The organism is Pontibacter diazotrophicus, assembly GCF_003367245.1.
GTDB classification, from domain to species: Bacteria; Bacteroidota; Bacteroidia; order Cytophagales; family Hymenobacteraceae; genus Pontibacter; species Pontibacter diazotrophicus.
Window position 1 is genome coordinate 34105 of record NZ_QRGR01000023.1, and the last position, 25250, is coordinate 59354.

Here is a 25250-nt window from a genome sequence, read left to right on the forward strand (position 1 = left end):
ACAATGTGCGCTCTTATGAATTGAACTTCGCTGGGCCTGCCGATAAGTCTATTCCACAATTAAGAAGCCCTATGGAGGCAGGAGGCACTGTGGTTGCAATAGGTGCCAGCCCGAACCTGGCTTATCACCTTCGCCTGCCTGTGCACAACGCACTCGTGGAGATGACCTGCACCGGCCAGGAACGGCCACTCCCAGCCAAGAAGTATTGCATACCAGGCAGTATAGTCCCATGTCTAACCTCAGCCTTGGTACTATCCCGAACGGCAGCGTAAAGCCTTTGGCATAGTTCGCTACCAACAAGCCGCTACGAAAAGAAGTCGTTGTTAAGGAAGTGGTTGCACCTTTATTTATCTTTGGGTTTTTACATAGTTTCTGTGACTATCTTTCAAGCGACCCAAATAAAGAAAGAAAGGTTATTTGCTAGCCTTCGTAATTGCCGTGTGTATCACAAGTACCTGGGGTTAATCTTTATGCTCGTGCTGGCAACTTCATCACAGGCCCAAATGCTGACGATAAAAGACCAGGTAACACACCAGCCGCTTCAAATGGTGACAATCCTTAGTAAGAGCCCCCAGCTAACAGCAATCACTGATGCAAAGGGAAAAGCAGATATAGCCGCCTTTCAGGAAGCAGATAGTTTATATATGCATTCTGTGGGATATAAAAGTAAGGCCTATACCTATGCGCAGCTCAGGGAGAGACAGTTTAAGGTATTCTTAACCGAAAGCAATGTTACGCTGAATGCCGTTGTTATTTCGGCCACACGCTGGCAGCAGGAGAAAAGGGAGGTGCCAAACAGGGTGCTCACCATCAGCTCAAAAGAGGTAATGCTCCAAAACCCGCAAACGGCTGCTGACCTTTTAGGTCAATCAGGCGAAGTGTATATTCAGAAAAGCCAGCTTGGTGGCGGCAGCCCTATGATACGCGGGTTTGCCACCAACAAGGTATTGCTGACAGTAGACGGCGTTAGAATGAACAACGCTATTTTCCGAAGCGGCAACCTGCAAAATGTTATTTCGATAGACCCCTTCGCCGTAGAAAGAACTGAAGTGCTGTTTGGTCCCGGATCGGTTATCTATGGCAGCGATGCCATAGCCGGCGTGATGAGTTTTTATACCATTGAGCCCAAACTGTCTTCGGGGGAGAAAGCGCAAATTAACGGAAATGCTGTTGCCAGGTGGTCATCTGCCAATGCGGAGAAAACGGGGCATTTTGACCTTAACATCGGGCTGGAGAAATGGGCCTTTGTAACCAGCGCCACTTATACAGATTTTGATGATCTGAGGATGGGTGCTAACGGCCTGGAGGAGTATCTCCGGCCAGCCTATGTGGAAAGCATCAACGGGCAGGATGAAATAGTACCTAACGCCGACCCGCTCGTGCAGGTGCCCACGGGTTATAGCCAGTTCAACCTGATGCAGAAAATCCGGTTTAAGCCACACGGCAACTGGGACTTTAACTATGGCTTTCACTACTCCACTACTTTCAACACTCCCCGATATGACCGGCTGATCAGGCAAAGAAGCGAAAACCTGCGATCGGCTGAGTGGTATTACGGGCCACAGGTATGGCTGATGAACAACCTGCGCGCAACACATACTTCAGAAAGCAAAGCCTTTGATAAACTGAGCATAAACCTGGCACAGCAGTTTTTCAAGGAAAGCAGGCACGACAGAGATTTCGACGACGCTATCAGGTTTAACAGAACTGAAAAAGTAAACGCCCTCTCTGCTACTCTGGACTTTGAAAAGTCGCTGGGGGAAAAACACCTACTTTTTTATGGTGCAGAAGCCATTTATAACAAAGTGCACTCCACCGGAGAGGATGAGGATGTACGTTCCGGAAGTGTTGTGCCTGGTCCTGCCCGTTACCCCGACGGCGCTGACTGGAGCTCGTATGCTGCCTTCCTGACGTATCAGCACAAAGCCAGTGAAAAGCTAAGCGTGCAAACGGGTGTGCGCTACAACCATTTCCTGCTGAATGCTGCGTTTGATGATACCTTCTATCCATTTCCGTTTACCTCAGCAGCTATAAATGCAGGAGCATTAACCGGTAGCGCAGGTGTAGTGTATAGCGCTTCCCCTACACTGCAGTTCAGTACAAACCTGTCAACCGGGTTTCGTTCGCCTAATGTAGATGATGTAGGAAAAGTGTTTGATTCCAGTCCGGGATCAGTGGTTATTCCTAATCCGGATTTAAAATCAGAGTATGCCTATAATGTTGATTTCGGTATTGCAAAAACCTACGGCGACTTCTTGAAACTGGATGCCACGGCTTTCTATACTTATTTAGATGATGCGCTGGTAAGACGCGATTTTACCTTAAATGGCCAGGGCAGCATTCTGTACGACGGTGAGCTAAGCCAGGTGCAGGCTATTCAGAATGCGGCCCATGCAAATGTCTGGGGAATTCAGGCAGGTGCCGAAGTGAAGCTTCCGGTGGGACTAGGGCTTTCCAGCCGCTTTAATTACCAGAAAGGTGAAGAGGAACTAGAGGATGGAAGTACAGCTCCTTTGCGCCATGCTTCTCCTTTCTTCGGAGCAACCCACCTCACCTATACCCGGAACAGGTTCAAAGCAGATGTATATGCTGTTTACAATGGCGAGGTCAGCAATGCTGCGCTTGCACCGGAAGAACAAGAGAAAGCGTATATGTATGCCACAGACGAAAACGGAAAGCCTTACAGCCCTTCCTGGATTACGCTGAATTTTAAAGCACTTTACAAGCTTACGGATTACCTGATGCTAAGCGTAGGAGTGGAGAATATAACCGACCAGCGTTACAGACCTTACTCCTCCGGCATCGTTGCCCCCGGCAGAAATTTTATTGTTGCCTTACGGGCAACGCTCTGATGGCATTGCAATGCTTTACTGGAGACTTTCTCTGGCAGCCACTGCTTGGTTACACAGCAGGTTTTTATGTTGGCATGAAGTCACATAGCTAAATGCTGAGGAGTTGTTATATTTGATTGAAGGGAGATACTAGTAAAAATGCTGAATCATTCGCCGGGGAGCCTGGCGCAAAAGAATGATGTCCTGTAAAATCCAAGCACATGTCCAATATAGTGCTGCTTCGTGCTCTTGGTAGGTAATTGTTTAGCTTATTTTCTACCTTGGGAAATCAGGCATGAAACCGCGTAGGTCATAACCAAAATCAGCTTTGTAGGGGTGCGTTTAAATACTGTACTACAATACGACACAAATAATAGAGTTTGATACTGTATTTTAATTGATGATGATTCTTGCTTTGAAAAACAGAAAAATAGCGTGGGCAGGTATCGCACTTGCAACTGTAATGTTCTCCTCCTGCCAACAGGAAGAGAATAACTCGAAAGCCTTTACGGTAAAGAATAACTTGGACATGGACCGGACAGCTGAAACTGTCAGTATCCCTGCCAGTGAGGTGGAGGCTCTTGTAAATGAATTTGGTGCTGAGAACATCCTGATCAGGGACGGGGAGACAGATAGCCTGCTCGTAACACAGGTGCTGGACAACGATGCGGACGGTACAGTTGATGAAATCCTTTTCCAGACAAACATCAAAGCAAATGAGGAGAAGACGTTTCTCCTGGCAGGTGCTGAAGACGGTGCCGCGCAAAGGCCAAAGAGCAAACTAACCACCTACTCCCGTTTTGTGCCGGAGCGCACCGACGACTATACCTGGGAAAACGACCGGGTCGCTTTCCGGACTTATGGCCCTGTAGCGCAGCAGATGGTAGAGGAAGGCAAACCAGGCGGTACACTCACCAGCGGTATGGATGTCTGGCTGAAGCGGGTGAATTACCCCATCATCAACAAATGGTATGAAGGGTATAAAGAAGACCCAAACTTTTATCACAAAGACCAGGGCGAGGGCTATGACCCATACCACGTAGGTGCGAGCAGAGGCATTGGAGGTATTGGTGTGTTGGAAAATGACTCACTGTATGTGTCCAGGAACTTCACCGGGTATACCACCATTGCAGAAGGCCCAATCCGCACCGTTTTTGAACTGACGTATGCGCCATGGGAGGCGAACGGCCGCACCATTACCGAAAAGAAACGCATCAGCCTTGACTTAGGTAGTAACATGACACGTTTCGAGAATCACCTGGAAGCGGACGGGCCCCTGCCAAACGCCACCATCGGTATTACACTGCACGAGAAGAAAGGCGAAGTGAAAGCTAACCCGGAGCAAGGCTGGTTCCGCTACTGGGAACCTATGGATGACTCTAACCTGGGCACAGGAATTGTGCTTGCCCCGGAGGTAGTGGAGGAGTATAAAGACCACCGCGTAGAAACAAGGGACCAGAGCCACCTATACGTTATTACAAATCCGGAAAATGACAAACTGGTATACTATGCGGGATTTGGCTGGGAAAAGAGCGGCCAGTTTAAATCGAAAGAAGCGTGGGATCAGTACCTGGGTGACTTTGCAAAACGGGTAGCTTCGCCATTAGAGGTCAGGTTTTAATAATATACGAACAAAGAGGCTGCAAGCACTGTTGTTTTTGCAGATGGAAGAAGGTAAAAAGTGCCTTTTTAGAGTGTAGTGCTGTTTTTACAGGCAATGTATGTCCTGGAGCCGTACAAATAAAAATTATTAAGTTGTGCAACACTCGTCAGATAATAGGTTCAGATTGAGTAAACGTAATCCACTAGAATGAGCAAACAGCCAGAGTACACGATCAAAGACATAGCAGCTGAGATGGGAGTGTCTGTGTCTACTGTTTCCAGAGCATTGAATAACCACCCGCATATAAGCGAGGAAACAAAAGTGCGTGTACGGGAGTTGGTGGAGAAGCACAATTACAGGCATAACGCGCTGGCTGCCAGCCTGCGCAACAGCAGGTCTAATACCATTGGGTTGATTCTTCCCCGCTTGTCGCAGTACTTCCCGTCTACGGTGGCAACTGCCATCCAAAACAAATTGCATGAGTACGGCTATAACCTGATGATTTGCCAGTCAAACGATTCGCCGGCCATGGAGAAGGAACTGGTAAACGTGCTGTACGCATCCAGAGTGGAGGGGCTTATTGTTTCGGCTGCCATGCATACCGTTGATTTTTCGCATTTCGATGTTTTTTCAAAGAGCAGGATCCCGCTCGTTTTTTATGACAGGGTGCCTACGAATTATGATGCCCACAAAGTGAAGGGCGATGATTATTCCGGCGGTTACCAGACAACCCTGCATTTGTTGCAACAAGGCTGCCGCAGGATTGCGCATATTGGCGGTCCTTTAACGTGTAGCATTTATCAGAACAGGTATAATGGGTACCTTGATGCCTTGAAAGAGTATGATGTGCCGGTAGATGAAGAAATTGTTTTCTTTCATGAATTGACAAAAGAAAACGCCTTGAAGACATGTGACGTTATTTTCTCCCAAACCTCTCTGCCAGACGCAATTTTTGCCTGTAACGATACTACTGCGATTGCTGTGATGGAGTACGCTAAAAAGCGTCAGGTCCATATTCCGGAGGATTTAAAGCTTACAGGATATTCTAACGACCCACGCTCAGAAATTATCACTCCGCCTATTACCTCTGTAGAACAGTTCCCTTATGAAGTAGGGGATCAGGCAGCCACCCTGATGATGAACCTGCTTCAGCACAAAATAAAAGAAGACAGCGACTATGTTTCCATCACCACTCCGGTTGAACTGATAACGCGAGCCTCCAGTGAAGCAATAAGCGGGGCAGACTTTGCAGGCAATACCAGTTTCCTATCAGAAGACGGCCAAGCAAAGGTAAACCGCTAACAAAATGTGGTGGTATAGGTAACTCTTTTTATCAGTAGCTATAGTTGCGTTATCCATAATCGGGTTCACCTGATGCAAGACTGTAAACCCACTCCTCAATCCCGTTGACTTTAAGAGAAACATCTGCTAATTATATCTCCCAACGCCCTTGCTGTGTCTTTTAACCAGTAAACTGCCAAACTATCCTTTCAACAATTATTAACTGACATTACGCAAAAGTTCCAGCGGGACGACCTGTTGATAGAAAAAGGGTCTCTCTATTCTTTAGCTCCAGCGGAGCGACCTGTTGGGGATATGTTTACAGGCCGCTCCGCTGGAGCTAAGGGTGGTTTTTGACCATCATGCTATTTACAGGTCGACCCGCCAGGATTTAAAACAAACTATAATCTGGTGTTGTGTAACGCAAGTTATTAACTGCTATACTCACAGCCTGCTTTTTTCAATGCTGTCAGGTGCCAAACATCCAATTCCTGCCTGTGCAGTTTATCTATATGCTGTCCCAATATTTGTTGATTCATGCGTGTATATGCAGTTTTGCTATGGTTCGATAGCCTTATATAGAATATCAGGTGCCAAAGAAGTCTATTATTGAGTGCAATTTTTTCTTTAGTAGGAGGGTGTTTTTCTGAGATTAGAGTGAGTGTGTGCTCATTCTTTTTGCAAAAAAAAGCGCTTGTTTTTTTTGGTGTCGTAAAAACGTTTAATACTTTTAGAAAGTAATCCTTCACAAGATCAGTGTATTTACATTGAAAGTAAGTACTCAAAGCAGGGTGAATTTAATACAAAGTATTATATGACCTATAGATCAGCCATCAAACGTTTTGTTACTCTCTTAGCGGGTAAAACAAATTTTATAGGTGCTATGCAAACGTTTGCAGTGCCTGCTGTTGTAGCTTCTATGCAAACGTTTGCAGCTGCTTTTAACATCTCTCTGCAAACGTTTGCATGAGCTGAATGACACGGAAATCAAACTAATCCACATGAACAAAGAAAAAGACATACGCTACGCAGTAAGCCCATCCGAGACAAAGCAAATGGACACGGAGGCCCTGCGGGAAAACTTTCTGATTGAAGAGATTTTCAGCCCGGGCCGCATTTGCCTTACCTATACTATGTACGACCGCTATATGGCAGGCGGGGCAATGCCAGTTGGAGAGTCTCTCTCCCTGCAGGCGACAGATATTCTGAAAGCTTCTTACTTCCTGGAAAGGCGCGAAATGGGCATCATCAACGTAGGCGGTGCCGGTACAGTCGAGGCTGATGGGGTTACTTATAGTCTACAAAACAAGGAGGCCTTGTACCTGGGTAGGGGAACGCAAGAGGTGCGCTTTGCAAGCGAAGACTCACTGAATCCCGCCAAGTTCTACCTCAACTCGGCACCGGCGCACCATGCGTATCCTGCTAAAAAAGTAACACGCGAACAGGCAGAAGTGGTGGAGCTGGGAAGCACCGAAACTTCCAACCGCAGGACCATCACAAAGCTTCTCATTTCAGGCGTTATCGAAACCTGCCAGCTGCAGATGGGCATGACAGAGCTGCAGAGCGGAAGTGTCTGGAACACCATGCCGGCGCACACCCACGACCGGAGAATGGAGGTGTACCTTTACTTTGATGTGACAGAGGGGCAATCGGTTTGCCATTTTATGGGGCAGCCAAACGAGACCAGGCATATCTGGATGCAAAATGAGCAGGCAGTGATTTCCCCTCCGTGGTCTATTCATGCGGGAGCCGGCACAACCAACTATACTTTTATCTGGGGAATGGCAGGCGAGAACCTGGACTACAATGACATGGACAAGTGCCAGGTAGCAGAATTAAGATAAGCGAAAGACGATAAACCATAAGATGATACTACAGCAATTCGACCTCACAGGAAAAACAGCATGGATAACAGGTGGCACCCATGGCCTGGGCATGGCCATGGCGAAAGCGCTTGGGCAGGCAGGGGCAACCATCGTGGTGAACGGAAACTCCTCCCGGGAGAAAGTAGACCAGGCCGTGAAAACCTATGAGGAGCATGGCATAAAAGCCCACGGGTTCATGTGCAATGTAACGGATCAGCAGCAGGTATGAAAAGAGGTAAGCACCATAGAGCGGGAAATTGGGCCGATTGATATACTCGTGAACAACGCCGGCATCATCAAGCGCACACCACTGGTGGACATGGAACTCGAGGACTGGCAGGAAGTGATAGACGTGGACCTGACTTCCCCTTTCATTGTGTCGCAGGCAGTGGTGAAGGGGATGATGGAGCGCAGGCAGGGCAAGATCATCAATGTGTGCTCTATGATGAGTGAATTGGGTCGCCAGAATGTGGGTGCCTATGCGGCGGCCAAAGGCGGCCTGAAGATGCTGACAAAGAACATGGCGACGGAGTGGGCAAAGTTCAACATTCAGGTGAACGGCATCGGCCCGGGCTATTTTGCCACCAGCCAGACAGCGCCTTTACGAGTGGAGGGAAATGCCTTCAACGAGTTCATCATCAACAGGACACCAGCAGGCAAATGGGGCGACCCGGATGAGTTGGGCGGTGCCACTGTGTTTCTGGCATCAAGAGCCAGTGATTTTGTAAACGGGCAGATACTGTATGTGGACGGCGGCATACTGGCCACTATCGGAAAGCCGCATGGAGAGGGCTAGGAGCTAACTGCTGCTGCTCCGGAGCACGAAGAGTAAAGCCTTAGCCTTAGCCGGCCGCGGGAAAATACCAAAGATAATCACCTTTCAAGAAGCGCCGCAGCAGGATTTAGGGCGTGTTTAAAGTTTAGATTCTATAAAACAGGTTTAACAATGAGAGTAGCTTTACAAACAGAAAACGAGGTAGGAGTAGCAGGCAGCATAACAAAAAGTGAGGCAGAGAAAAATCTATGGAAACTGTTCCAGTCCGGAGATGAGGATGCCTTTGCTACGATTTACAAAAACTACGTGCAGGTAATCTACAACTACTCCAGAAAATTCTCTGATGACGAGGAACTGATCGAGGACTGTATCCACGGCCTGTTTCTGGATATGTGGAAGAACAGGGCGAACTTGTCCCTGCCTGCCTCTATCAGGTACTACCTGTATGCCTGTATCAAAAGGAGGATTTACAAAGAGGTGCTGAAAAGAAAAGACATCCTGTTTGACGACTACTCGAATCTTAAAGCGGCTCTAAAGGAAACCAACGCCTCCATAGAAGACCAACTCATCAGCAGACAGGGAAAAGCAGAACAGAAGGCCTGCCTGAAGCAGGGACTGCGGCAGTTGTCTGCAAACCAGCGGAAAGCTATCCTCCTGAAGTTTTACAAGAACCTCTCTTTCCAGGAGATATCCGGCGTGATGAACATGAGCACCGACAATATCTATAAATTGGTTAGCAGAGGATTGTCGGCGCTTAAAAAGAACGTAAAGAATTTAAATATTTCTTACTAACTGATGTTATGTAGCACCACGTTGCTGCGGTTTGAATCCCGGCGGTACGAACTGTTGCTAGCCAAAAGTACCAGCACCCTTAACTCCAGCGGAGCGGCCTGTGAATCTACTTCATACAGGCTGCCCCGCTGGATTGAATGTATATAAGTTTACTTCTATTGACAGGCCGCTCCCTTGGGCCTGCTTGCGGAAAACAGCAGTAACCAAACTGTTTAAAACGACAGCTATCCCTTCCTTTTAAGCTGCTTCAGCGCCTGCTTTCTCAATTTTATCCTTTGTTTGTAAATTATCCGGGCAAAAATGTCCAAATTGTACCAAAGGAACCTCTTTGGTTATAAGAAACACGAACGTATGAGGAAAGCTGGAGATGAATAGTCTTAAATACAAACAATACTCTTCAGAAGAGTTTGCAGATGATAAAGATTTCTGGCTTTGGGTGCTTGAAGAAGACGCGAACCAGGAGGCTTTCTGGATGCAGTTTATAGCCGACAACCCTGACAAAGCGAAAGAAATAGAGCAGGCGAGGGCCCTGGTGCTGCAGGTAAATGCGGATAAGTACAAACTCGAGGATAAAAAGGTGAACACACTTTGGGAGAAAATCCAAAAGTCGAAAGAGGAGTCCGATGCAAAGGATAACGCTGAACTTTTAAAGGAACATAACAGAAGACAGCTATTTAAAGAACTAAGAAAGCCTGCAACAAAATATAGCACTGGTAGCTGAAAATCGAATGGCAAATCCTCCTGAGCAAAGTATAAGCCTTCTGATAAATGATAATTAGATTGCCATTTCTATTTTTTGAAAAAAGATGTAAGAAGATGAAGAGACTAAGCCACTTGTTCCTAATGTTGCTCTGGTTGAGCGTGCCAGCGTTCGCCCAGCAACCGAAAGCGCATACCTCTTTTAAACCAGGCGAAATCTGGACGGATACAGATGGTAAGCACATCAACGCGCATGGAGGCGGCGTTCTGTTCCATGATGGCAAGTACTATTGGTTCGGGGAACACAAGATAGAGGGCAGAAACGGGAACAAGGCCATGGTGGGCGTTAGCTGCTATTCCTCCTCAGACCTTTATAACTGGAAAAACGAAGGCATTGCGCTTCCTGTTGCCGCAGAGGGAAGCGGTTCTGACATAGAGAAAGGGGCTGTGATTGAGCGCCCCAAGGTGATTTACAACGAGAAGACAGGCAAGTTTGTGATGTGGTTTCACCTGGAGTTAAAAGGGCAGGGATATGCCGCCGCCCGCACCGCCGTTGCTACCGCAGACAAAGTAACAGGACCTTATACCTTTTTGAAAAGTTTGCGCCCGCATCCAGGGGTGTGGCCTGAAAACGCTACTGAGTCGCATAAAACAGAACCTATCACAGTTACTGAAAACGATCCGGAGTGGGAGCAGAAAGTAGCAGCAGGCGCATTTCTGCAAAGAGATTTTGAGGGCGGACAAATGTCCCGCGATATGACACTTTTTGTGGATGATGATGGTACCGCCTACCACATTACCTCTTCTGAAGAAAACAGGACACTTCATATCAGTAAGCTGACAGATGATTATGTAGACTTTACAGATGAATACGTCCGGGTATTTCCTGGAGGGAGAAATGAAGCTCCCGCCATTCTCAAGAAAGATGGCAAGTACTATATGATAACGTCGGGTTTGACAGGGTGGGCACCCAACCCGGCACGTTCGGCGGTGAGTGACCATATGATGAAAGGATGGAAGCAACTTGGAAACCCTGTTCGGGGAACCGAGGAACAAAAGAGTACGACCTTTGAGTCGCAGAGCACATTCATACTCCCGGTTCAGGGGAAAAAAGACACTTTTATTTTCATGGCTGACAGGTGGCGCCCGAAAAACCCCATAGATGGCCGTTACATCTGGTTGCCTCTGACCTTTGAAGAGGGTAAGCCGGTTTTGAAATGGCAGGATGAGTGGACGCTGAAAGATGCTGCCGAAAAGAAGAACTAAAGAATTAAGCAGGAATAAAGAGCTGAACGCTCAGCCTATACTTTACAAGCAGATACCGCAAATCTGATGAAACAGGCTGTGCCATCCCTATAACAGAAGCAGATGAATATGAGATATAGTATTTTAACAAAAAGGCATCGCTATCAGAATACAACAGATTACATAAAAAGATGCTTGTTTTCTGGAGTAGTATCGTGTTTACTCTTATCAAGTTGCGGACAGCAAATAACAAGCAGTGCGAGTAGTGGAACTGAGGAAAAGGCTCCGGAGGAAGCGTATAGCGCGTATTTATTTACATACTTCACTGGCAACAACAAAGACGAAGAAGCGATTCGGTTTGCCCTGAGCAACGACGGGTATAACTACAGAGCACTGAATAACAACAAGCCAGTCATCAATTCAGCAGATATCAGCTCTACCGGAGGCGTGCGTGACCCGCACATTTTGCGCGGCGCTGATGGGAAAACATTCTACATGGTGGTGACCGATATGGTGTCGGCTAACGGCTGGAGTTCTAACAGGGCTATGGTGCTGCTGAAATCCACTGACCTGGTGAACTGGACTTCCAGTGTGGTGAACATCCAACAGCAGTTTTCGGGCCAGGAAGACCTGCTCCGGGTATGGGCACCGCAAACCATTTATGACCCTGAGGCCGGAAAGTATATGATTTACTTTTCGATGAAGCATGGCGAGGATCCGGACAAAATCTATTATGCCTATGCCAACAAGGACTTCACCGCCCTGGAGACCACGCCGAAACAACTCTTCTTTAGCCCAACCAATGGCGCTGCCATTGATGGCGACATCATACACAAGGATGGGAAATATCACTTGTTCTTTAAAACAGAAGGAGAGGGTTCTGGTATAAAGATCGCCACTTCCGATAAGCTGACAGAGGGATACGTACTGCAGGACAAGTATGTGCAGCAGACGAAAGACCCGGTAGAAGGCTCAGGTGTTTTTAAACTGAACAACAGCGACGACTACATCCTGATGTATGATGTGTATACCAAAGGCAAATACCAGTTTACGAAAAGCAGAGATCTGCAAAATTTTACCATCATAGATCAGGAGGTAAGCATGAATTTCCACCCACGCCACGGCACTGTTTTGCCTGTTACGGCAGAGGAAGCGGCAAGGCTAATGGGCAAGTGGGGAACGGCGGATGATGTTATCGGATCTGCCAGGGCAAGCGGACTGAAAAAGATAAATATCACTTTAGACACGGCCGCGAAGCAGCTCTACCTGCCTGTAAAACCGGGCGTCAACCTCAGCGCTTTTGACCCTGAGTTCACTGCCTTTCCCGGTGTAACCATTGCGCCCCAGTCTGCACAGGATTTTACCTCCGGCCCGGTAACCTATACGGTGAATGTAAAGGGACAGGAGCCACATACCTACCAGGTAACTGCAAGAGAAGACCATAACCCGGTACTGGAAGGCTTTTATGCGGACCCGGATGTGCTGTATTCTGAAAAAACAGGAAAATTCTATATCTACCCGACAAGCGACGGCTTTACCGGTTGGTCTGGCACATACTTTAAAACCTTTTCTTCCGATAATTTAGTTGACTGGAAGGATGAAGGCGTGATACTGGACCTGCACAAGGACGTGAGCTGGGCAGACAGGAACGCCTGGGCACCCTGCATCATAGAGAAGAAAACCGGGGACCAGTACAAGTATTTCTACTACTTCACAGCCGCCCAGAAAATTGGTGTTGCCGTGGCAGACAATCCCACCGGTCCGTTTGTGGATTCAGGGAAACCACTAATTGACGCCTTTCCGGAAGGTGTGACCGGTGGGCAGCAAATTGACCCGGAGGTGTTTGCAGATCCGAAAACAGGAAAGAACTACCTGTACTGGGGCAACGGCTATATGGCCGGTGCCGAGCTGAATGAGGATATGGTTTCCATTAAACCAGGCACCACCAAAGTCATGACGCCAGATGCCACTTTCAGGGAGGGTGCCACCGTTTCTTACAGGAACGGCACGTATTATTTTTTGTGGTCTGAGGACGATACGCGAAGCGAAAATTACCGGGTGCGCTATGGTACGTCTAGTACTCCTATGGGGAAAATAATCGTTCCGGAGAATAACCTGGTCATCGCCAAGGACAAAGAGGCCGGTATTTACGGGACAGGCCATAATTCCATTTTACAGATGCCTGGCAAGGATGAGTGGTATATTGTCTATCACCGTTTTAATTATCCGAAGGGAATCACCATGGGGGATGCTGCCGGGTACAACCGAGAAGTCAGTATTGATAAACTGGAGTTTAACACTGACGGCAGTATCAGGCAAGTGACACCGACTCATCAGGGGGTGAAGGCAGTGGACCTGAAAGGCAATGGTGGCAATAGACTTTAGAATGTATTGTACGAGGGGTGGTTTTTCTAGAGGCTGATGCCTCTTCTGGTGCCATTCTTAAAACTTAGAAGCAATAGGACGATAAAATGTCTGCAGGGTTGTCCAAACAGCGGGAGGCGGATCTCTTATAGAAATAGAAAGGGTGGGATCCTGTGGTTTGAAAGCACAGTAGGAGGCTTTGACTTCCGGCAAATTTATTAAAACCAGAAAACACCACGCTCCGGTAACGCGAAGCGTTCCGGAACAGCAACTAAGGTAAGTCTTTGGACCTAATTACATGACGTATAAGAACCTTTCTAAGGTATGGAGGCATGCTATTATTGCCGTCTTTGCCCTTTTACTCGCCACCTCCTGCACAACAACCCGCTTGTCTGAACCTACCACTTCAACTGTGGCAGATGGTTGGGCCAATAACTCCGTGAATGTAGTGGTGTTTCGCAAGAATTCACTCGTTACTTTTCAGGATACGCAGTACACCGCCTGGTATGATGCAGACCGTTCGGTGATGCTGGCCAAAAGGAAAAACGGAACTGATGCTTGGGAAATACGCAAGACAGATTTCAAGGGAAATGCAGCAGATGCTCACAATACCATCAGTATCATGGTGGATGGCAAAGGCTACCTGCACCTCTCCTGGGACCACCACAATAACAAACTGAACTATGCCCGCAGCGTGAGCCCCGGCGCCCTGCAGATGACAGACAAAATGCCCATGACGGGCCAGAACGAGCAGGTCGTTTCTTACCCGGAGTTTTACCGGCTGCAGAACGGCAACCTCCTGTTCTTTTACCGCGACGGAGGCTCCGGGCAGGGCAACATGGTTATCAACAGCTACGATACCAGCACCCGCCAATGGACGCAGCTGCACAGCAACCTGATTGACGGCGAAGGGCAGCGGAACGCTTACTGGCAGTCCTATATAGATGAGCAGGGCACTATCCATGTGTCGTGGGTATGGCGCGAGAGCCCCGATGTGGCCAGTAACCACGACCTGGGCTATGCCCGCTCCACCGACGGGGGCATAACCTGGGAGAAATCTACCGGAGATAAGTATACGCTGCCCATCACAGAAGCCACTGGAGAACAGGCATGGGCAATTCCGCAGAACAGTGAGCTGATCAACCAGACATCGATGGGGGCCGATGCCAAAGGCAATCCCTTTATTGCTACTTACTGGAGAGAGGCAGGTTCCGATATTCCGCAGTACCACCTGGTGTACCACAACGGCAGCGCCTGGGACGCACTCCAACTGGACTTCCGCAAAACACCCTTCAGCCTGAGCGGCGTGGGAACCAAGCGCATACCTATTGCAAGGCCACAGGTAATGGTAAAAAATACCGGAGAAGATGCCTCTGTCTTAATGCTTTTCCGGGATGAGGAAAGAGGCAACAAAGCTTCTGCAGTGGTTATCGACAAGCTATCAGACCGCAAGTGGAACATCGTGGACCTGACGCAGGAGTCACTCGGATCCTGGGAACCCACGTATGACACGGAGCTCTGGAAAGCAAAAGGTATTCTCAACCTGTTCGTGCAGAAAGTGGAGCAGGTAGATGGCGAAGGCCAGGCCAGCATACCGCCGCAACCGATACAGATAGTAGAGTGGAAACCGGCTTTCTGAGAAAGGCCATTTACACTGAAGCGCTGTTATCAACAGATATGAAAATAAGAAACGCAGTATTATACTTAAATATGAAGACTAATTCGTCTGTTTATTTTACGCTATTGATGGTGTTGCTCATGTCATGTGCCACCTCCACAGCCACGAAGACTAGGAATCCGCTGCTGCCCGAATCAAAAGAAGAGGTCGCCAGTGTCATCCACAAGGTTAATACATACTGGCAGGAAACGAACCCGGAGCACGGGTGGGCTTTCTGGGACGTTGCCGCCTACCACACCGGCAACATGGAAGCTTATAAGGTAACGCAGAACGAGCAGTACAGGCAGTACTCTGAAGCGTGGGCCAATAAAAACCAGTGGATGGGGGCCAAGTCTACTGATAAAGCGAACTGGAAATACTCTTACGGCGAGAAAGATGACTACGTAATGTTCGGAGACTGGCAGATTGCCTTCCAAACCTACATCGACTTATACAACCTGGATGAGCAGAAGGACCCTCAGAAGATTGCCCGTGCCCGGGAGGTGATGGAGTACCAGATGAGCACCCCGAACAGCGACTACTGGTGGTGGGCTGATGGCCTGTACATGGTGATGCCTGTGATGACGAAACTCTACAAGGTAACCGGAAACGAGCAGTACCTGGAAAAGCTTTACGAGTACTACAGCTATGCCGACTCTGTGATGTATGACCCGGAGGAACAGCTCTATTACCGCGACGCAAAATATATTTACCCGAAACACAAAAGTGCAAACGGCAAAAAAGACTTCTGGGCCCGTGGCGACGGCTGGGTGTTTGCGGGCCTGGCCAAAGTGCTGCAGGACCTGCCAGAGAACGCCCCACACCGGGACTTTTATGTGAGCAGGTATAAAGACATGGCTGAGGCTATCGTGAAGTCGCAGCAGCCGGAAGGCTACTGGACGCGCAGCATTCTGGACCCGGAACACGCTCCAGGGCCTGAAACCAGCGGAACCGCTTTCTTTACCTACGGACTGCTTTGGGGCATCAATAACGGCTACCTGAATGAGGAAGAGTATTTGCCGGCTGCTGCCAAAGGGTATAACTATTTAACCACAGTGGCTTTGCAGCCGAATGGCAAGATAGGCTATGTGCAGCCGATAGGGGAGAGGGCTATTCCGGGGCAGGTAGTGGATGTAAACTCTACCACCGGTTTCGGAGTGGGAGCCGTGCTGCTGGCTGCCTCTGAGATGTACCGCTACGTGGACAAAACAGTAACGCGGTAAATCCCCATCTGTTTCAAAAGAAACTGCTTCCTTAGATAGGCACTTTGTTGCTTTCTGGGGCCAGCATAGATTTTAAAATTTTTCATACATGTACACATTGAGGAGCCTGACCAGATGTCAGGCTTTTCTTTTTCCGGATAGTAGTTGATGAGTTCCTGTTGTTCCATCAGGAAGTGACTGAGACACTGCTATATTCATATCGACAGGTGCTACAACTTTGCTATATTTTTTTAATGAAAATAGTTGGGTGAGTGTGTCCAATTTAACTGGAGAGCTCTCTCTGTAATGATAAGAGTTGATCGCAACAGTGGGAATAAGCAAGAATTTAAAAAGCCTGGTCTGGAGAGACATTCCGACGCAATTAGATAAAAAAACCTGCTACACAATTTGCTCACTTGTAGAAGCAGCATACCAGGCTGGTGCTGCCATAGCATATGCTAAAGAACAGCTGCTATGCACACAGCATGTAAGGAGGGAGAAAGCAATAACCTGAATTTTACCTGATGAACTTTATAAACCAATAATTTCCAAATTAAAAATAATGATGTATGCAACATTACTTACTTAAAGAGATAAGATTCATCCTGATTCTCCCTCTTTTCCTGTTATCAATGGCCGGGGCATTGGCTCAGGGTATCACGGTACAAGGCAGGGTGACGGATGATAGCGGGGCGGCCTTACCAGGTGTTACTGTCTTGCTAAAAGGTACCTCCACAGCTGCTCCTACTAATGCAGAAGGCAGATACTCCATTGATGTGCCTACAGGCGAAGGCACACTGGTTTTCTCCTACATTGGTTTCGAACCAAAGGAAGAGCCGATTAATAACAGAACAACAATTGATGTGCAACTGGGTGCCGATGCCCAGGCCCTGGAAGAAGTGGTGGTGGTGGGTTACGGTACGCAGAAGCGCTCTGATATTACCGGCTCTGTAGCATCTGTTCCAAAGGACAGGCTTTCAAACCTGCCTGTTACGGACATAACGCAGGCCATACAGGGCACAACAGCAGGACTCAATATCACACAGGGTTCTTCCGTGCCAGGTAGCTCCGGAGGTATAAGCATACGGGGTGTAAACTCCATCAGTGCCAACACCTCTCCTTTTATCGTATTGGATGGCGCTCCCTTCTTTGGTCAAATCAATGACGTAAATCCGAATGATATTGAGTCTATTGAAATCCTGAAGGATGCCTCTGCGGTAGCTATTTATGGAACAAGAGGTTCCAACGGTGTGATTCTGATTACGACGAAAAGAGGTAAGACCGGGCAGCCCAGAATCAGCTACAATGGTTACTACGGAGTAGAAGGTTTGGCTAATAAGTTAGAGCCAATGTCTCCGGAGGCCTATGTGCAGAAATACGAAGATTATATGATAGCGCAGGGACTTGCGCAAACACAGATATTGCCGAATACTTACGAAGTAGATAACTATAACGCCGGCCTTACGACCGACTGGCTGGATGCGGCTTCACAAACAGGCAAGATTACAGAGCACAACCTGAGTATATCTGGTGGTACCGACAAGGTACAGTATTACCTTACAGGTGGTTACCTGAACCAGGATGGTGTTGTGAAAGGATATGAGTTCCAGCGGGCAAGCATTCGTTCTAATCTGGATGCTACGCTTACAAACTACCTGAAAGCGGGTACTTCGTTATACTTTGCAGATCATAACTCTGACGGTGGCCGGGCTAATTTGCTGTTTGCTACTGCTATGAGCCCTTATGGACAAGTATATGACGAGGCAGGCAACTATGAGATCTTTCCGATGAATCCGGAGTTACTGTTTGAGAATCCGCTGCTAGGCCTGACAACCGATAGAGTGGACAGACGCAAATTCATAACAGGTACGGCTTATACAGAACTAACGCCTGGTTTCGCAGAAGGCCTGAAGTACCGTCTGAATGCTTCCTACACCTATGAAATCGGCAGACAGTCCGGCTACACAGGGCGAGCAGCCAACAACAGGGTAGGTGGTGCTTATGCCAATAACAATGAGACCAACAATTGGGTGCTTGAGAATATACTGACTTACACGAAAGACTTTGGCAGGCATCATATAGACATTACCGGGCTTTACAGTGCGCAGGAAACAGATTATTTCCAGTCTGGTGCTGATGCTAATACCTTCGTCAATGATCAGTTATCCTTCTATAACCTTGGGGCAGCTGAAAACAGAACCTCTTCTTCTTATGGCGACAGGACATCGCTGCTCTCTCAGATGGGAAGAGTGAACTACTCCTATGACAGCCGTTACTTGTTAACATTAACTGCCCGGAGAGACGGGTACTCAGCTTTTGGAGCAAACACAGATAAGTACGGGCTTTTCCCGTCTATGGCCTTAGGCTGGAATATTGCCAACGAGAGCTTTATGCAGGGTACCGAAGCTGTAAACGAACTTAAACTAAGATTTTCTTACGGTCAGTCAGGTAACCAGGCCATTGGCGTGAACCAGACAGCTACGCTGTACAACCCGGTTCGCTTTCCGTTTGGTGGAGCAAGCACCATTGGTGTGCTGGCCGGAAGGCTCGGAAATGCTGATTTGAACTGGGAGACGACTACTTCGGCAAACTTAGGTCTGGATTATGGATTTCTGGGGAACAGAATCAGAGGTACTGTGGAGGTATACAATTCAAGAACAAATGATCTGCTGCTTAGCAGGAACATTCCAAACGTTACGGGCTACTCCAGTGTCTTCTACAACCTGGGTGAAGTAAGGAACAGAGGAATTGAGTTTGCTGTAAGCACCGTGAACGTAGAGGCTGGTAAATTCAGATGGGAAACTGACTTGAACTTTACACGCAACATAAACGAAATTGTTGACTTGTACGGCGATGGAGAAGATGATATTAACAACCAGTGGTTTATAGGCAGATCATTGGGAGCCGTGTTTTCTTATAACTGGTTAGGTGTATGGCAGGAAGGAGATGACATTCCGGAATCTTTCAATGCTGTACCAGGTGACCTGAGATTTGAAGATATTGACGGCGACGGCAGAATTACCGGTGACGACAGGGTGTATCTGGGGTCTACGCTACCGAAGTGGTATGGAGGTCTCACCAACACGTTCCATTACAGTAACTTCCACCTGAGCGTTTTCGTGCAGACTTCACAGGGATCGATGAAAGGCAACCCGGACATCTACTACGGTGATGAAGCCGGCAGAAGAAACATTCCGGCTGCGGTTGGCTACTGGACCCCTGAAAACAGGAGCACCGAGTTTCCGTCACTGAGTTACAGAAACCCGCATGGCTATAATTTCGCCAGGGATAACAGCTATGTAAGAATCAAAGACGTGCGCTTTAGCTATACCGTGCCGCAGGATTTCCTAGATAAGTATGGCATCAGTGGCCTTACAGTATACACCGCCGGCAGAAACCTACTCACTTTCACGGACTGGGTAGGATGGGATCCGGAAAGCAACCAGTCTTCCAGAGGTTCAGGAAACTGGGCAAATAATTATCCTGTTGTCAGGACCGTTTCTTTCGGACTTAACCTGACACTTTAGTAAAACATTAACTTTTCGATAAAAATGAGAAAATACATAAAGATATTTGTTTGCGCCTGTGTTGGTTTGCCGGCCATCACAGCATGCGATGATTCTTTCCTGGATGAAGAAGTACTAAGTTCCTATTCGCCAACAACGTTACGGGACTTACCAGGTTTAGAAGCATCTCTGATAGGCCTTTATAACCACAACAGTACGTTTTACTCCGTAAGCGGGCAGCAGGGGTGGCCGTCAGTCTGGCAGGTAGGAACTGATGTGGCGTGGCCAATCCAACCGCAGGGCGTTGAAGTCCCATACTACGACTATAACACGTTGACACCCTTGGATGGCGCCGCTGATATTACCTGGAACTGGAGCTATACCATGATCAACAACGCAAACGTTATAATCCAGAACGTTGAGAGCCCTGATCTTACAGGTGTACCAGATACTGAAAAAGACAGAATTAATGCAGAAGCGCGTTTCTTCAGAGGACTTGCCTACAACACCTTAGCTACTGCTTTTGGTGGCGTGCCGCTGGTGACAGAGCCACTAACTGCTCCTAAAACAGACTTTGTGCGTGCCCCGCTGGAGGATGTGAACAACCAGATTTTGACGGATCTGCAATTTGCAGCAGAGAATTTGCCGGATATAAATGATATTCCGGCAGCCAGGCAGGCCAGGGCCAACAAGTATATGGCAAACCAGCTACTGGCAGAGGTCTACCTTAGAATTGGAGAGCCTGCCCAAGCCGAAGAGCAGGCAAACATTGTCATTAACAGCGGCGCGTTCAGTTTGGTAACAGAACGTTACGGTGTAATGGCAAATCAACCAGGTGACCCCTTCTCAGATATGTTTAAATTTGGTAACCAGCGCAGAAGGCAGGGGAACACGGAGGCCATCTGGGTGATGGAGGCTGAAAACCCAAGAGACGTACCAGGCGGTATGACAGGGGCCCCGCAGCAGCGCCGCAATTGGCAGGCTTCTTACCACAGCAGGCCAGGTCTGATTCCGGCTGATTCGCTCGGTGGAAGAGGAATTGCCAGGTTAAGGTTGAACAACTGGGTGCTCTACAATCTGTATGATGAAGGAGACATGCGCAACTCGCAGCATAATATCCGCAGAGATTACTGGTACAATGATCCAGATCCTAAATATAGCGATATCTATAAAACAAAAGTACCTTATGAAACAGCGGATACCCTTTTCATCATAAATCCTTATACTACCAAATGGGGCCATTTTGATCCGCAGGATGTATTCGGGTTTGGCATGTGGAAAGACTTTATCCTGATGCGCCTGGGCGAAACGTACCTGCTCCGTGCAGAGGCGCAGTTCATGCAAGGTAAGCTGGCTGAAGCTGCTGAGTCTATCAACATGCTGAGGGAAAGGGCTGATGCGCCGCTTGTTTCTGCCGCGGATATTAATCTGGATTTCATACTGGATGAGAGAGCAAGAGAGCTGATAGGGGAGGAAAACCGCCGCTTCACGCTGATGCGCACGGGTACCTTAGTGGAGAGAGCAAACAGGTTGAACACCAGCATCCCTGGCTTGCCAGAAAACAGGCAAATCACCGGGCTGTCAGAAATGCACTTGCTGATGCCTATTCCGCAGAATGAAATTGACCTGAACAAGGATGCTGTGCTGGATCAAAATCCAGGTTACTAAGCACCGCATGTTTCAGCACAGATGAGAATTCTAGTCTGATATTTTTGAAAGCAAGGCCTCTGAGATATATTGGAGGCCTTGCTTTTACTTTTATAAATTAGATGCCAATTGATACTTTACCCTATGACGATGTTCTCTGAAAAAAAAGCAAAAACACTTCCTGCACTTTTAATGATACTGCTGTGCCTGTTAAGCAATGTTGCAAACACTGCTCTTGCACAGAAGAAGAAAACAGCTTCTGCCAACGACAGGGTCGTATGGCTGCAGTACATGGACAAAGTGGCCAGGCCGGTTATGGCTAACCTGGCTGCGGACCAGCTGAAAGAGAAAATGCCCGTGGCCCTGTCTGAGAAAATTGACAACAAGGCGTCGCGGGAGAAGGTGGCTTACCTGGAGGCTTTTGGTAGGGTCATGAGTGGCATTGGACCATGGCTGAACCTCGAAGGCGGCTCGAAAGAAGAGGTGGCCTTGCGGAACCAGTACCGGCAATGGGCTTTGAAAGCAGTGGCCAATGCGGTGAACCCCGCTGCGAAAGATTACATGGAGTGGAACGGGGGACAGCCCCTGGTGGATGCTTCTTTCCTGGCCCTGGGCCTGATAAAGTGCCCCTGGTTGTGGGAAAACCTGGATAGCAAAGTGCAGGATCAGGTGATTACAGCTTTCAAAGCGACACGAAACACTGTTCCGGTGTACAGCAACTGGATCCTGTTTTCAGGCATGATAGAGGCCTTCTTCGCAAACTACGGTATAGAGTATGATGTCGTACGGGTTGAATTCGGAATCAGGGAATTTTCAGAGCACTGGTACGTGGGCGATGGCATGTATTCGGATGGAAATGATTTTGCGCTGGATTACTATAACAGCTATGTCATTCAGCCCTATCTGGCTACGATACTGGAAGTAGCGGGAAAACAGAACAACAGGTATGCCCGGTACACCCCGACATTTGACAAGATCAGCAAGCGATACGCTGAGATACAGGAACGATATATCAACACAGATGGCTCTTTCCCTGTAATCGGCCGATCCATTGCCTACCGTGGCGGGGCGTTTCATCATCTGGCAGACATGTCGATGCGGAAGCAATTGCCGGAGTCTCTTAACCCCGGACAGGTAAGGAGTGCTTTAACTGCAGTTAACAGGAAAACACTGGATGCGCCTTCTGCCTTTACAAAGGATGGCTGGCTTAATATCGGCTTGTATGGCTACCAACCTGATGCGGCAGACTTTTATATCACCACCGGAAGCCTGTACCTCTGCTCTGCTATTTTTCTGCCACTCGGCTTGCCAGAAACAGACCCCTTCTGGTCAGCGCCGGCAGCTCCATGGACAGCCGTGAAGGCCTGGACAGGTCAGGATTTTCCTGCAGACCATGCATTGCATTAGAGGCTGCATTTATATCAATATCAGCTGGTTCATGTGCATTGCGCTTTACCTGACTGCAGAATCCCCTCCTGGGGGTTGGGGCCCTCTTGGGAGGGGCAGGGGTGGGTTCTATAGAACAGCTTCGTGCGCAGTATTAGTTTATAATTGTATCAAGCCTGTGTAGGCCCATAAAAAAGCCCATACTGAAACATCTCAGTATGGGCTTTTTTATGGGGTAAAAGTGAAGCTAAGCTATAGCTTTTTCATTCTGATTCTGAACTGGCGCGTCCTTTCAATCTTCATTAAGCTACTGTACTACCTTAAACGTGCCTTGCATCACATAAAAGTGCCCGGGCACGGTGCAGACAAAGGTATAGTCGCCGGGCTCATCCGGTGCTTCAAAATAAATGGCATCTGTTTCGCCAGGCTGCAGCAACTTTGTATGGTACAACAACTTATCTGTCTGCGGAATGTAGTTTTTTTCCTGTCCTTCCAGCCCCAGTTTCATCGCCATTTCACCTACCTCTATGGCAGTGCCTGGCAACACCAATACAAAATTGTGCAGCATGTCGTCGTTGTTATGGAAAACCACTTTTACCTTGCTGCCCGCTTTTACCCGTATCTGCGAAGGGTCAAATTTAAGCCCGGGTTTGGTGCCCACGTTGATGGTAATATCAGACTCTTTCGTCCAGGAAGCAGGCCTTTTGGTAACGCGCTTGGCCATTGTGCCGGCAGCAGGTTTTGCGGCTGCAGCGGATTTTGTGGCCGCTGGTTTGGCAGAGGAGGCCATAGCAGCATGATTACTGTGGTCAGGCGCTGCAATAGCAAGCTTTTCTCCATCCGGAAACTGGTTGAGCGTATAGTAGCCTACGTGGTGCAGCAAGGGTTTGCCGTCTGCTCCACGCACACCTTCTGCGGTAATCTCGTGGATATAGCCTTCGCGCAAGCCATCTACCACCAGGCGGGCCTTTAATCCATCTTCCGATACTACCACGCCACGCACAGTGCATTTTTTATTGTTGATAACTGGGCTGCCGTATTCGGCCTGGTACTTATAGTTGAAACCTGTAATCTGATAAACAGAAGGATCTGCTGCTACTGTTCTGTTAACAGGAAGTGTAAACTCTATCTCAAAACCATCCGGCATAGCACGCACGGTCTTCATCTCGAAAGGTGTTCTGCCGGTCCAGACAAGGCGCTGCAGGCCGAACAGTTCTTTACCGGTAGAGGACCAGCCGCGGCTGGTCATGCCGCTGAACATGGCGCCGTCGCTGCCCCATATCAAACGGAGTATACCCGAGGAGAAGCCTTCCCTGAAAGGAAACACAACACCCTGGTACTGCCCCTTTACCTTTTCCAGTGCCACCCGCATAATCTTGCTCTGCCCCTGGTCTCCAACAAAGAACTGGTTACTGAAAGGGCCGAATTTTCCGTTGGTATTGTCGTTCAGGATGCCGGAGGTAGAAATGCCCAGGATGCCGTGCGGTAACCAGACAGCAGGTGGCTTCAGAGCCTCCACACGTTTCGCCACATCATAGAGAGGCTCTCCGGTATCTGGTATGTCCTGTGGTTTGATGTTGAGAGGTGAGTCTGGCAGGTCCGTCCAGCGAAGGCTTTCCGCATTGCCCAGAAAGTCACCTTTTTCGATGTGCGAGATACGGCCGGAACCAACCCAGTCACCCTGGTTCTCAGTGTAGAAAACATCCCCGGCTTCATTAAACCCAAACCCGGAAGGCGAACGCAGTCCGGCAGCAACAGGCGTCATTTGCCCGTCGGGGGTAATTTCCAGCATCCAGCCGCGCCACGGGGCCAGGCTGACACCATGCCCGAGGCTATTGCTCCAGCCCAGGTTCAGGGTTACCAGCATGTTTCCGTTTGGCATAAACAGGGGGCCATAGGAATATTCGTGGTAGTTGCCCGACAGCGGCCAGGAGAATACTTTGTCGTAGGCGTCAGCCTCTCCGTCGCCATTCATGTCGCGGAGGCGGGTAATTTCGCTGCGCTGCGTTACGTAGATGTCGCCGTCTTTGTAGGCCAGCCCCAACGGCTCATGCAGCCCGTAAGCAAAACGCCTGTAAGTAGGCTTGATATTTCCTGAAACATTCGGATTAGAGATAATCCATACTTCTCCTCGCCGGGTGCAGGCTGCGATGCTGCCATCCGGTAATGTGGCCAGGCCCCCGACTTCCAGTATCACCCCTTCCGGTATCGGCAGCGAAATCAATTTATAAAAATCGTCTTCCACTTCCGGAATAGCATCGTCAGATGCCGCCTGTGTGCTTCCTTCTTCGGCATTTTCCTGTGCCATGCCTGTTTGCCCGCCCAGGGTAAGCAGGCAGGTTGCAACAAGCGTAGCCTTTGTAAGGTGTGTTATATATGATTTAATTCTCATGATGA

General features: G+C 48.5%; 15 protein-coding genes and 1 pseudogene. 15 read left to right on the forward strand and 1 reads right to left on the reverse strand.

Annotated features, from left to right (window positions below):
* Positions 1-71 precede the first annotated feature (71 nt).
* The 15 genes and pseudogenes from DXT99_RS26860 (at position 72) to DXT99_RS19235 (ending at position 22874) form a co-directional block, all read left to right on the forward strand.
* Positions 72-272, forward strand: a complete 201-nt coding sequence (locus DXT99_RS26860; RefSeq protein ID WP_147294254.1) for a hypothetical protein — start codon at positions 72-74, stop codon at positions 270-272.
* A gap of 231 nt (positions 273-503) precedes the next feature.
* Entirely contained in the window at positions 504-2852 is a 2349-nt protein-coding gene (locus DXT99_RS19160) for a TonB-dependent receptor plug domain-containing protein (protein WP_246000858.1), read from the forward strand.
* Between the two features lie 394 nt (positions 2853-3246).
* On the forward strand, positions 3247-4452 hold the full coding sequence (locus DXT99_RS19165; protein WP_181885181.1) for a DUF4861 domain-containing protein: 1206 nt from the start codon (positions 3247-3249) through the stop codon (positions 4450-4452).
* A gap of 189 nt (positions 4453-4641) precedes the next feature.
* A complete protein-coding gene (locus tag DXT99_RS19170) occupies positions 4642-5736 on the forward strand; it encodes a LacI family DNA-binding transcriptional regulator (RefSeq protein WP_115567205.1) in 1095 nt (364 codons plus the stop codon).
* Positions 5737-6716: 980 nt separating this feature from the next.
* A complete protein-coding gene (kduI, locus tag DXT99_RS19180) occupies positions 6717-7559 on the forward strand; it encodes a 5-dehydro-4-deoxy-D-glucuronate isomerase (RefSeq protein ID WP_115567255.1) in 843 nt (280 codons plus the stop codon).
* 22 nt (positions 7560-7581) lie between these two features.
* Positions 7582-8376, forward strand: a pseudogene (locus DXT99_RS19185) (gluconate 5-dehydrogenase).
* 150 nt (positions 8377-8526) lie between these two features.
* Positions 8527-9147, forward strand: a complete 621-nt coding sequence (locus tag DXT99_RS19190) for an RNA polymerase sigma factor (RefSeq protein ID WP_115567207.1) — start codon at positions 8527-8529, stop codon at positions 9145-9147.
* 367 nt (positions 9148-9514) lie between these two features.
* Positions 9515-9868 carry a hypothetical protein gene (locus DXT99_RS19195; protein ID WP_115567208.1) on the forward strand — a complete coding sequence of 118 codons (354 nt, stop codon included), beginning with the start codon at positions 9515-9517 and terminating at the stop codon, positions 9866-9868.
* Positions 9869-9963: 95 nt separating this feature from the next.
* Positions 9964-11112: a glycoside hydrolase family 43 protein gene (locus DXT99_RS19200; protein WP_115567209.1), complete on the forward strand. Its 1149-nt coding sequence runs from the start codon at positions 9964-9966 to the stop codon at positions 11110-11112.
* Positions 11113-11286: 174 nt separating this feature from the next.
* On the forward strand, positions 11287-13476 hold the full coding sequence (locus tag DXT99_RS19205; protein ID WP_317048153.1) for a family 43 glycosylhydrolase: 2190 nt from the start codon (positions 11287-11289) through the stop codon (positions 13474-13476).
* Between the two features lie 277 nt (positions 13477-13753).
* Positions 13754-15094, forward strand: a complete 1341-nt coding sequence (locus DXT99_RS19210; RefSeq protein WP_115567211.1) for a BNR repeat-containing protein — start codon at positions 13754-13756, stop codon at positions 15092-15094.
* A 71-nt stretch (positions 15095-15165) separates the two neighbouring features.
* A complete protein-coding gene (locus tag DXT99_RS19215; RefSeq protein WP_115567256.1) occupies positions 15166-16335 on the forward strand; it encodes a glycoside hydrolase family 88/105 protein in 1170 nt (389 codons plus the stop codon).
* 548 nt (positions 16336-16883) lie between these two features.
* Positions 16884-19841: a SusC/RagA family TonB-linked outer membrane protein gene (locus tag DXT99_RS19225; RefSeq protein WP_115567213.1), complete on the forward strand. Its 2958-nt coding sequence runs from the start codon at positions 16884-16886 to the stop codon at positions 19839-19841.
* A 24-nt stretch (positions 19842-19865) separates the two neighbouring features.
* A complete protein-coding gene (locus DXT99_RS19230; protein WP_115567214.1) occupies positions 19866-21488 on the forward strand; it encodes a RagB/SusD family nutrient uptake outer membrane protein in 1623 nt (540 codons plus the stop codon).
* 123 nt (positions 21489-21611) lie between these two features.
* Complete coding sequence (locus DXT99_RS19235) at positions 21612-22874, forward strand: DUF2264 domain-containing protein (protein ID WP_220273409.1); 1263 nt, start codon at positions 21612-21614, stop codon at positions 22872-22874.
* A 286-nt stretch (positions 22875-23160) separates the two neighbouring features.
* Here DXT99_RS19235 and DXT99_RS19240 read toward each other — a convergent pair whose 3' ends face one another.
* Positions 23161-25245, reverse strand: a complete 2085-nt coding sequence (locus tag DXT99_RS19240) for a plastocyanin/azurin family copper-binding protein (RefSeq protein ID WP_246000859.1) — start codon at positions 25243-25245, stop codon at positions 23161-23163.
* Positions 25246-25250: the final 5 nt, after the last annotated feature.